Here is a 9,608-nt window from a genome sequence, read left to right as displayed (position 1 = left end):
ACTAAATCCATCCATAGACTTGATGATAGCGTTGCTCAGATTGATCCCCATATTATTCGTTCGATGAAAAACATCCAAAAAGGGATATATGGTGAGATTATTAGCGATCACCATATGAAAACGCGAGGCTTTATTAACTTGTTACCTGAAAACCGGCAGGTTAGGAAGATGACAGACAAACCTCGTGGACGTGGTATTGACGGGGTTTATCAAAATTCCAATCCGCCACCGCCCTATGTTGTTACTGAAACCAAGTACCGAACTGAAACTGGAAAATACGTTGATCGCGATGGTATCGCAAGAGATACCATGTTGACTACAACGAAAGGAAGCAAAGGTTATGAGTCTGCGAAACAGATGAGTGACAAATGGATCAAGCCAAGGGTAAGAGCAGAACTAAGCATGTCTCAAGCTGATGACGTGCTAGATTCCGATTATCAACGTTGGTTGATGATTGTTGATGAATCAGGAAAAGTGGTAAACATTACAAAATTAGATTGTTCAGCAAAGTCTATTGGGAAAATATTATTATGAATGAAAGCAGTTTAAAATTTGCGCAAAAAAGACGAGACCCTTTATTGGAGTTAGCTGAATTCGATGAACTAAATGCGTATTTCTTTGCAGATAAATCAATGCGTTATATGAAAGTGAATGATCTGACAAGAACTCTAGAAAAACGCTCAGGAATTAGTTGGGATATCACGCTTGCACGTTTTGAACATGCGATTTTGAGCTACTCTGGCGGATGTTTGATGCCGAATGTGATTGAACTTGCAGAACTTGCTCTAAAAGAGTTAGAAAGGCATAAAACAGACTTCACTAATGATAATTATCTCTTCTGGGAATCCGACTCCTTTCAATTCTTGCTATGGTGCTTAAGTTTTGTCGCGCTAACGGGCAAAACAGAATATCTATCAACCATTACTCGCCTATATGGCACATCACCGGAAGTAAGTGGCGAGGCTTGTATGGCGCAGTTGTTCCGCTTGTTTAATGTGCACGGTATCCCCGACAATACTGAAGAAGCATTGGTCTTCCCTAAAAGCTATCAGCATTTGTACAACGCGATAAAAACAGGGCCGCTCGAACCAAGCAAAAAAGAGCGTGAAGAAAGTGTAAAAGCTTACCTTCGTGGTTGGTATAAAGGCATGAAAGATTGCTATTGGTACGGTAGACACAAAAGACCTGTCGCTAATTTCTTTGGTTACTGGTCACTGGAAGCTGCCATGGTGACCTTGCTATTTGATTTAGACGATAGCAGTTACAGCCATTTGCCTTATTACCCTAAAGATTGGGTAGCAGAAGCACGCAAACAGGGCTTTGATAAAAGTCTATCGAAAGATAAGCTACCACCCATTTACATTGCTTTTCCTGAAACACCCTGCCCAGTTAGTGGGTTATGGCAATCTAACCTGACTTCGGACGTTATCTCTCTAAAACAAGGGGAAACAATGCCCGGGCCGATACAAGATGATAATGACACCGCTTATTTCTGGGTATTACAGACGTCTTGAATCCCCCCAATCTTATATTTTAATCTGTGGATGACGTGTTGACGTCATGTATTTATTTAGCCCTTGTTTGAAACAGTGAGGTGGGTATAGTCATCGGGTCTTGTTGTGTAAAGCCTATTACTCAATGTGGGGTAAGCTGTATTTTTATATTTAAATGTCTGCCTACAAAGTGTGATAGAACGGATTTTTACAGCAAATATTGAATACTCGTCTTGATGCATTAGTTAACATGATATAACATACTGTTTTTCATTGAATAATTGGTTGGAAAAATGACAAAGTTTACAGAATATAAAGTGGTTCACGTTGTAGAAGGCGGCTGTGGTACGGTACTACTAGGTGCAAGTGGATTGCCTGTACAAAAAATGGAAGCCGATCTAAATAAATATGTACAAGACGGTTGGCAGGTTGTATTTCAGGTCATTGAACAGAAGCGCTTTATGTTGTTTTGGAAGCGTGAGGCTGTGATTATTACTCTTGGCCGCTAAGCTTGCTTAAGTATATTTCTTTGACATTGATCCATCGCTATCAAGCGAGCGGTGGATCAAAGAAGTTGTTAAATATTGAATGTAATTTTGAGCCGACATGCTCTGAATACACAAAACAATGCATTGCAAAGTATGGGGCGATAAAAGGTTGGAAACTAGGTTTAGAAAGGATTAAACGATGCAACCAACCTGACCTCATTGAAAAAATACGTGATGAGGTGCCGTAATGCGCTTATTTGAGCCAATTGAACAGTTAGAAAAAAATGAAGAACTGCTAAGAAAGCAGGTGAATTCATTACCTGAAAACCAAAAAAAAGAATTCTTTGAGCGACAATCTAAGAAGCTTAAAGACCCAGACACTTATGCGACGTTGAACTGGTTTTTTCTAGGTGGTTTCCACCACTGCTACTTAGGTAAATATGCCTTGTTTGCACTTGAATTGATCTTGCTAACGGTCAGTATCATAGGTCTTTTTCTCGGCCACACAAGCGCGCTTTTTATCCTCGCATTACTCACCATCTATGAGCTTCCTCAACTCTTTTTCTCGCAGAAGATCGCTAGACAACACAATTATAAACTCTCCTGTGAAATCTTTAATGATGTACGAAGAGATTAGCGGGCAATTACCCAAAGCATGCCTCATCTAGGATTCTGATCTCAGAGATGTCAACGCGTAAGCGGCGTTAGCAGCCAGACTTTGACGTTCTATATTGTGTAAGGATAAGGTTTGTGTGTCTAGTGCACAAAAGCTGGCAAAAAATTGCCAGCTTAGACGTTGATAGCCTGCTTTAACAGGCTAAAAGGATGCGCGTTACTTCTTATTTGTGTCTTTTTTGGCGTCTTTCCAATATTGAATTCGGACACGATGAAGTTGCGCTCTTCTCATTTTCTTCATGATATTCCCTCACTTTTTATTGGCTTGCTCGTCTCTGAGCCTATGTGAATCAAGTTCCTCATGAACAAGATTTAATTTAGCGACCAAATTAGAACATCGCTAGGTTTTAGATCACATTTTCTTGTATGTACGCCATACCTTATTTATTAAAAGTGAACGTAAGCTCACTTTAATGGGATTGCAATGCAATTAAAATAAAATTGCAATACCGCCTTTATCTAATAGAAACAATACTTTAACGCGAATGTCATTTTAACTCTCTATCATCTGCTCGCTATTAATAAAAAACATACTCGAGCAAGGAGTCAGCAATGTGGAATCGCGATGAGCAAGATTCTCAATTCAGCCAAATGATCGAGGCGAGATTGTCTCGTCGTCGTTTTCTGGCTGGTACCGCAGCAGTGGGTGCAGGTGCATTTTTGTCGCTTAACCCAATTACCAAGGCATTTGCCGCAGGCAAGAAAAGCGCACTACTGAATTTTGACGCGGTTCCTGCCTCTACATCAGATGCGATTATTGTGCCAAAAGGCTATAAAGCCACACCTTTATTATCATGGGGCGATCCGATCTTTGCCGATGCGCCAGAGTTTGATCCAAGTGGTAAGCAAGACTCAAAAGCCCAACAGCGCCAGTTTGGTGATAATACGGATGGCATGAGCCTATTCCCAATCACGAAAGACCGTGCTGTCATTGCGGTCAACAATGAATACACCAACTACGAGTACCTATTTGATCATGGCGGTAAAGCGATGACCGCTGATGATGTGATGAAATCGCAGGCCGCTCACGGTGTGACTGTATTTGAAATCGTCAAGTCTGGTGGTGAGTGGAAGCTGGACAAAAATGGCAAACGTAACCGCAGAATTACGGCGGCGACCGAAATGAAGCTCACAGGTCCAGCGGCTGGTCACGATTTAATGAAAACCAAGCTAGATCCAACGGGTATGAAACCTTTAGGTACATTCAACAACTGTGCGAATGGTCAAACACCATGGGGTACCTACCTAACATGTGAAGAGAACTTCAATGGCTACTTTGGTACCAGCGGTAGCACAAAGGTCTCTGACGATCACGCACGTTATGGCGTTGCGCCCAAGCCTAGCAAATACCAGTGGCATGATACTGATGAACGCTTCGATGTGGCTAAACATCCTAATGAGCCACACCGCTTTGGTTGGGTGGTTGAGATCGACCCGAATGACCCGACCTCAACACCGCTTAAACGTACCGCGTTAGGCCGCTTCAAACATGAGAATGCTGCGCTGCTGATCAATAAAGACGGTCATGTCGTGGTTTACTTGGGTGATGATGAGCGTGGCGAGCACCTGTACAAATTTGTATCTAAGAACAAATATCAGCCAGGCAACAACACGGCAAATCGCGATCTACTGGAACAAGGGACACTGTATGTCGCCAAATTCGAGATGGATGACGCCGAACTGAAAGGTAAGGGCCAGTGGTTGGAGCTGACACATGGTAAAAATGGGTTAACCAAAGAAAATGGCTTCCATGATCAAGCCGAAGTGGTGACCTTTGCACGCCGAGCGGCAACTCAGGTTGGCGCAACCACAATGGACCGTCCAGAATGGGTTGCTGTCCATCCTGACAACCAGCATGTTTTCTGTACTTTGACCAATAACAAAAACCGTGGCGTCAAAGAAGGTCAGCCAGTGGGTGGACCTAACCCACGTAAAGAAAACCATTATGGTCAGATTGTTCGCTGGATACCACAAGGTGGCGATCATACCAGCGAAGGGTTTGAATGGGACTTGTACCTGATTGCGGGCAACCCAAGTGTACATAAAGGCAACCTTTATGCAGGTAGCGACAACATCCATGCAGACAACATGTTCAATAGCCCTGATGGTATTGGATTTGATAAAGCAGGACGTCTGTGGATTCAAACCGATGGGAACTACTCAAACAAAGGCGATTTTGCCGGTCAGGGCAACAACCAGATGTTGTGTGGTGACCCCATGACAGGTGAGGTTCGTCGTTTCTTAACGGGCCCAGTAGCATGTGAAATCACTGGCCTGACGTTCTCAGAGGACTACAAAACCATGTTTGTCGGTGTTCAGCATCCAGGTGAGAAAGGCGCACCTTCACATTTCCCGGCTGGTGGAAACAGCAAGCCGCGCTCGACAATCATGGCAATCACTCGCGAAGATGGCGGTGTGATTGGCGCATAGATAAACCTATTCCACTCAGGAATATTGCACTACTCAAGGGGCTATTTGCCCCTTTTTTTGCACTTTCAACCGACGTGCAAGAATAAATATGCGTAAATAGGCATAAAAACTGTGATCTTGTGGCCGCTAACCACTTAATGTTGTTGTTCGGTTTGTACGGTATAACTATAGTGGAAACGTACCCATATAATTGAAAGGTGTTGAGCCCCGAGTAAACTCACAGAGCTGATACGAAAAATTGTCCGTAAACGGTATGCATGTCTCAGTGATGTTATTACTGACAATCAATCGAAAGCGTCGAAGAATAAAGTATTTACAAAGGCCCTTTAGCTCATCGCTCCGGCGACGCCACACCTTAAGTTATCGGTACGTATGTTGATAACCAAGGAGGAGGTTTGGCTATGATTGTTCTCGGTTTTGTTACTCTGGGTATCCTTGTTTTCTTTGCTTGTTGGGTCTGCCAACATGGCCTGCCTTTGTTTGGTATGCATTTGGATGAAACGGATCAGCTTCTTCTAGCAGAAGTCGCTGGAAAAGACGTATTAGAAGCATAACTGCCATCCATTGATAGATATCGCATAAAAAAGGAGCCTACGGCTCCTTTTTTGATGTCAGAAATGGACAATAGAGTTAGTCTGAGCGACCACGCCCCGCTATCTTCCATTTATCGACAATCTCACCTTTTTTCACTACGTACAAATAGTCGAAGTTGTTCAGCGTTGTATCGCAGTGACTTGGAGTTAAAACGAGCGTTTCACCGATGTTCAGTGGATTGCCGTCACTAAGATGAACAATACCATGTTCATCTCCACCACACTGATAGGTGAGATCGGGACGAGAATCGACAATTGGCATTCCGAGATCAATGGAAAGTGATTTCATACCCGCATCGATGACAGCGCGTTGCGGTGTTGGTTGACTAATCACAGTGCTTAACACTTTGAGTGCCGAGTTGAACTGTTGATTGAGATGGGCATCTTGCTCATCGCCAATATTGCGATAAGCGTTATCCATAAACACGTAAGAGCCCGCTTGGATTTCAGTGTACGCTAGCCCTTGATAAGCTTGATAGGTGCCAGTCCCCCCGCCACTGATGATTGCGGGGACAAGATCACGAGGTTTTAATTGGTTGTCGATAAAATCAAACAGCTCAGAGACAGCAGAACGCGCTTGCTGTTGGCGCTGTTCAAAGCCTTTCATGAGCTGTAAGTGGCCGCTGTACGCTTGAATACCCGCATAATGGACCCCTTGAGTTTGGACGACTTTCTCTATCATGGCGAGTAACTGCGGTCCTACTGCCACTCCGCATCGTTGTTGGCCACTCTCTACTTCAATCAGAAGATTGACGCTGATACCAGCCTGTTGCGCAAGTTCTGCGATCGATTCTATATGCTGTGGGTGGTCGATTACTTGATAGAGGGTCGCTTGGGGGTATTGGATATGAAGATCAATCAGGCGTTGATACTTAGTCTGACCTGCAATAGGCGTTGTGATAAGGATGTCGCTGATACCACCTTGAAGCATGACCTCTGCCTCACCCAGTTTTGAGGTACAGATGCCTTGTGCCCCATATTCAATTTGCTTGTGGGCCAGTTGTGGGATTTTATGTGCCTTTGTATGGGGGCGTAGGGTTAAGCCGAGCTGATTTATTCTGCGTTGCATCTCCGCCAAGTTATGTTCGACAGTGTCGAGGTCGATAAACAAAGCAGGTGTATTGATGTGTTCTAGTTTCATTGTTTCACACTTGTTGTTTTGTTGAACGGCTTCAGGGTAACACCCTGGCAATTAGATTGATTAAAAAAATTGTTAAATATGGCGAGGTTAGGGCGATTAGCAAAATGAAAATGAGCGACCAACATTTGTTGTGTTTTGCATTTCATATTGAGAATCAGATTGTGCTCTGATTTTGCCAGTTTCTATCATAATGAATTTTATGCACTTTTATGCTTATCTCTATTTCCTATTTTTTGGCACGTGGTTTGCGTTATTCAATGACCAGGCTTGATTCAAACTGCGTTCTAATTTGACAAGCGTAATCAAAGAAAATAGGAGAAGGTTATGGCTCACTCAACTCACACACATCGTTCTAGAGGCGCTGTAAACCATACAGATTCTTATACTTTGACTACCGACGTCAATCTGTCTCGTGCCCAAAGAACAGCAGCAATTCACCTCGGCTCACAGCCACTGTTGTCGATTCTTCCTCAAGAGGTAAGAGATAGGCTCAGTCAAATGCTCAGTATGCGATCGGAAGAAGTAGTGTCTGAGTATGCGGAGGAGGACCAATCGCTTTCAGCCAAGGCTCTCTCTCCGTTATTGATGGATTCTGGGCGGCTTCTGATCTCAAGTGGATACCGTCGTCAGACTCAGTTCGATCCAAACAGTGTGAGCGCAGGTAAGGATACGCTCGGTTCGCTCAGTATTGATAAGTCTGGCTACTGGGACTATTCAGTCTACAACATTAAGACGCAATTTCTACTGCAGGGCGAACGTAAGCTTGAGCGCTTCTCCCTATACTCTGATGCGGGCGACCCTATCACTATTACACTCACTTTGATTGGCGTCGAGGGTGGTGCTGTGATTGATGAATTAGCCACAGAAATCACGGTTGGTTAGTCGGGGTGAAAGTGACTCGCAATCTCTTTCATAATGGTGGTGAAGCGTTGCGGTAACTGACGATGTCTTTTCGTTAGGAAGTATAAGGTTTCTACCACTTCATGACTCGCATGATAGATGGCAATATCGTCCCTGTCTGGAAATGAATCGAGAGCACTCTTTGGCAAGACGGTAAAGCCGAGCCCTTTGGCGACAGGCAACAGTATCTGGCTTAACTGATTGACGTACCCTGTGACTGGCAGCTCGTCTATGTTGATCTTCTCTAGCAAAGGTTCCCCGCATTGGGCAAAGTAAAGAGAGAGATAGTGGAAAGCATCAGGATGCTTAATCAACCCCATCGCTTTCAAATCCTCTGGGGTGGCATTTTTTATTGAACGGCTGGCAGGTAGCATCAGGCAAAGAGGTTCAATACCTAGTGTTTCTGATTCAAAGCGAGAGTCGGAAGGAATATGAGTGACAATCCCTATATCACACTCGCCAGAGAGTACATCAGCCAAAATTTTATGGTGTGGAGCGGCTTCGAGTTTCGCAACCAGTGTTGGGTGTTTACATTGTAAATTAAGCAGAGGCGGGTAGAGCAGCAATGCCAAAGCGCCTGAACAGGAAAGCGACACACTACCAGAATAAGGGTCCTCAATATTCAGTGAATCAATCAGCTCAGCCTGCTGGTGTTCGATTTGTCGAGCATAGTGATAGACAGATTGCCCAGCTTCTGTGATTTCAAAAGTCTTGTGATGCCGGGCGATAAGCGTATGGCCGCATGCTCGCTCAAGCTTTTTAATATGCTGACTCACCCCTGGCTGTGTCATAAACAGCCTTTCAGCGGTTTTAGTGAAGTGACCAGTGTCGATGAGTGTTTGAAAGGTTTTCAGCCACAGCGGATTTAGCATCGTCATCTTTTAATAACAAAAAATTATTACTAGTAGTCTAAGTGATAACGTGAAATTTGGGTAGTGTGAGTAAAATAGCGAGGTACATTCCCTCGCTATTCGCGGGCTAAGCAGCATTGAGTTGAGTGGCGAGATCCCTACCGTTTCCACGAAACTTATCTATGGTTGGTGCAAAGGTGGCGGATACATGAAGTAAGCGAGAGTCTGGATGCTCTGCCAGATAGCGCGCTTTGGCGTCATCGCTGTCTAGTTGATCCCAATCGCGGTGTATCGAGCGGGCAAAGTGCAGTGTGGTTGCCATTTTGGGAGAGAGCTCTGCGTTCCTAGGATCGTGATAATTAGCAATCGCGTCTACCATTGGGTCTGGGAACTTCCAAGTCTTCGCTAATTTAGCGCCCAGTGTCGGGGCGCCAATATCCAAGATTTCTTCTTGCACCGAAATCGCGTCTTCTCCTGCCTCCGCACGTTGATGTATTTTGACCGCTGCATCTGGCACCAAGGTATGAATCATCAGCTCGCCTATATTATGAAGAATGCCGGTAGTGAACACTTCATTGGCATCCATCCCCGTTTCGTCAGCAATCTTGCTGGCAATAACGGAAACCTCGAAGGTGTCTTCCCAATACTGATCCATATCTAGTGTTTTGATTTTAGGGAAAGCACCAGAAAGTACCGATGCGACCACCAGAGTTCTAACTGGCCCTGTACCGACACGAAGCAAGGCTTCGTTAACTGAAGAGACGGTTTTGTTGCCGCCAAAATGGGCAGAATTCGCCATACGGAGCAATCGAGCACTCAATACCTGATCGGTAGCGATTTTTCTCGATAGCTCGCCAAAATCAACCTCGTCCTGATTGACCATATCAAGCAGTTCTTGGAGTACTTTCTGAATTCTAGGTAACTCGTTAAGACGAGAAATTAGCGCCGCCTGACTCATGGCACTCTCCTTTTTTGTTGATGAGTTTAGATACTATAGAACAGTAAATTAGTTTCATACAAAGTTGGAAACCAAGAAG

Annotated in this window: 10 protein-coding genes and 1 pseudogene; 8 read left to right on the top strand and 3 right to left on the bottom strand. The window is 44.3% G+C overall.

Annotated features, from left to right (window positions below):
• The 7 genes and pseudogenes from TW84_RS24525 to TW84_RS24305 all read left to right on the top strand — a co-directional run.
• Positions 1-534: pseudogene (locus TW84_RS24525) on the top strand (hypothetical protein); the annotation flags it as partial.
• On the top strand, positions 531-1,514 hold the full coding sequence (locus TW84_RS02830) for a PoNe immunity protein domain-containing protein (RefSeq protein ID WP_045974166.1): 984 nt from the start codon (positions 531-533) through the stop codon (positions 1,512-1,514). The pseudogene TW84_RS24525 and the gene TW84_RS02830, both read left to right, overlap by 4 nt.
• Before the next feature lie 272 nt (positions 1,515-1,786).
• Positions 1,787-2,002, top strand: a complete 216-nt coding sequence (locus TW84_RS02825; RefSeq protein WP_045974165.1) for a DUF4177 domain-containing protein — start codon at positions 1,787-1,789, stop codon at positions 2,000-2,002.
• Between the two features lie 2 nt (positions 2,003-2,004).
• Positions 2,005-2,229, top strand: a complete 225-nt coding sequence (gene yidD, locus TW84_RS23925) for a membrane protein insertion efficiency factor YidD (RefSeq protein ID WP_084720177.1) — start codon at positions 2,005-2,007, stop codon at positions 2,227-2,229.
• Positions 2,229-2,618 carry a hypothetical protein gene (locus TW84_RS02820; RefSeq protein WP_045974164.1) on the top strand — a complete coding sequence of 130 codons (390 nt, stop codon included), beginning with the start codon at positions 2,229-2,231 and terminating at the stop codon, positions 2,616-2,618. Before yidD ends, TW84_RS02820 begins: the two co-directional genes overlap by 1 nt.
• Positions 2,619-3,208: 590 nt before the next feature.
• On the top strand, positions 3,209-5,086 hold the full coding sequence (locus tag TW84_RS02815) for a PhoX family protein (protein ID WP_045974163.1): 1,878 nt from the start codon (positions 3,209-3,211) through the stop codon (positions 5,084-5,086).
• A 395-nt stretch (positions 5,087-5,481) separates the two neighbouring features.
• Positions 5,482-5,640, top strand: a complete 159-nt coding sequence (locus TW84_RS24305) for a hypothetical protein (protein ID WP_157633999.1) — start codon at positions 5,482-5,484, stop codon at positions 5,638-5,640.
• A gap of 76 nt (positions 5,641-5,716) precedes the next feature.
• Here TW84_RS24305 and TW84_RS02810 read toward each other — a convergent pair whose 3' ends face one another.
• Positions 5,717-6,820 carry a DSD1 family PLP-dependent enzyme gene (locus TW84_RS02810; protein ID WP_045974162.1) on the bottom strand — a complete coding sequence of 368 codons (1,104 nt, stop codon included), beginning with the start codon at positions 6,818-6,820 and terminating at the stop codon, positions 5,717-5,719.
• Positions 6,821-7,144: 324 nt separating this feature from the next.
• Between TW84_RS02810 and TW84_RS02805 the strand changes: the two genes are divergently transcribed.
• A complete protein-coding gene (locus TW84_RS02805) occupies positions 7,145-7,702 on the top strand; it encodes a VCBS domain-containing protein (protein ID WP_240478134.1) in 558 nt (185 codons plus the stop codon).
• Here TW84_RS02805 and TW84_RS02800 read toward each other — a convergent pair.
• Positions 7,699-8,592 (bottom strand): LysR family transcriptional regulator, encoded by an 894-nt coding sequence (locus TW84_RS02800; RefSeq protein ID WP_045974161.1) that lies wholly within the window; start codon positions 8,590-8,592, stop codon positions 7,699-7,701. The two genes, TW84_RS02805 and TW84_RS02800, sit on opposite strands and share 4 nt — an antisense overlap.
• A gap of 106 nt (positions 8,593-8,698) precedes the next feature.
• Positions 8,699-9,529 (bottom strand): HDOD domain-containing protein, encoded by an 831-nt coding sequence (locus tag TW84_RS02795; RefSeq protein WP_045974160.1) that lies wholly within the window; start codon positions 9,527-9,529, stop codon positions 8,699-8,701.
• Positions 9,530-9,608 lie beyond the last annotated feature (79 nt).

The sequence above is a fragment of the Vibrio neptunius genome, from assembly GCF_000967495.1.
GTDB classification, from domain to species: Bacteria; Pseudomonadota; Gammaproteobacteria; order Enterobacterales; family Vibrionaceae; genus Vibrio; species Vibrio neptunius.
Note: the sequence above shows the minus strand (reverse complement) of the source record. Positions and strands in the feature narration are given on the sequence as shown.

Bases quoted from the DNA above. Each gene is read 5' to 3' on its own strand.
- TW84_RS02830 (WP_045974166.1), top strand. From the start codon at position 531: ATGAATGAAAGCAGTTTAAAATTTGCGCAAAAAAGACGAGACCCTTTA.
- TW84_RS02825 (WP_045974165.1), top strand. From the start codon at position 1,787: ATGACAAAGTTTACAGAATATAAAGTGGTTCACGTTGTAGAAGGCGGC.
- TW84_RS02820 (WP_045974164.1), top strand. From the start codon at position 2,229: ATGCGCTTATTTGAGCCAATTGAACAGTTAGAAAAAAATGAAGAACTG.
- TW84_RS02815 (WP_045974163.1), top strand. From the start codon at position 3,209: ATGTGGAATCGCGATGAGCAAGATTCTCAATTCAGCCAAATGATCGAG.
- TW84_RS02810 (WP_045974162.1), bottom strand. From the start codon at position 6,820: ATGAAACTAGAACACATCAATACACCTGCTTTGTTTATCGACCTCGAC.
- TW84_RS02805 (WP_240478134.1), top strand. From the start codon at position 7,145: ATGGCTCACTCAACTCACACACATCGTTCTAGAGGCGCTGTAAACCAT.
- TW84_RS02800 (WP_045974161.1), bottom strand. From the start codon at position 8,592: ATGCTAAATCCGCTGTGGCTGAAAACCTTTCAAACACTCATCGACACT.
- TW84_RS02795 (WP_045974160.1), bottom strand. From the start codon at position 9,529: ATGAGTCAGGCGGCGCTAATTTCTCGTCTTAACGAGTTACCTAGAATT.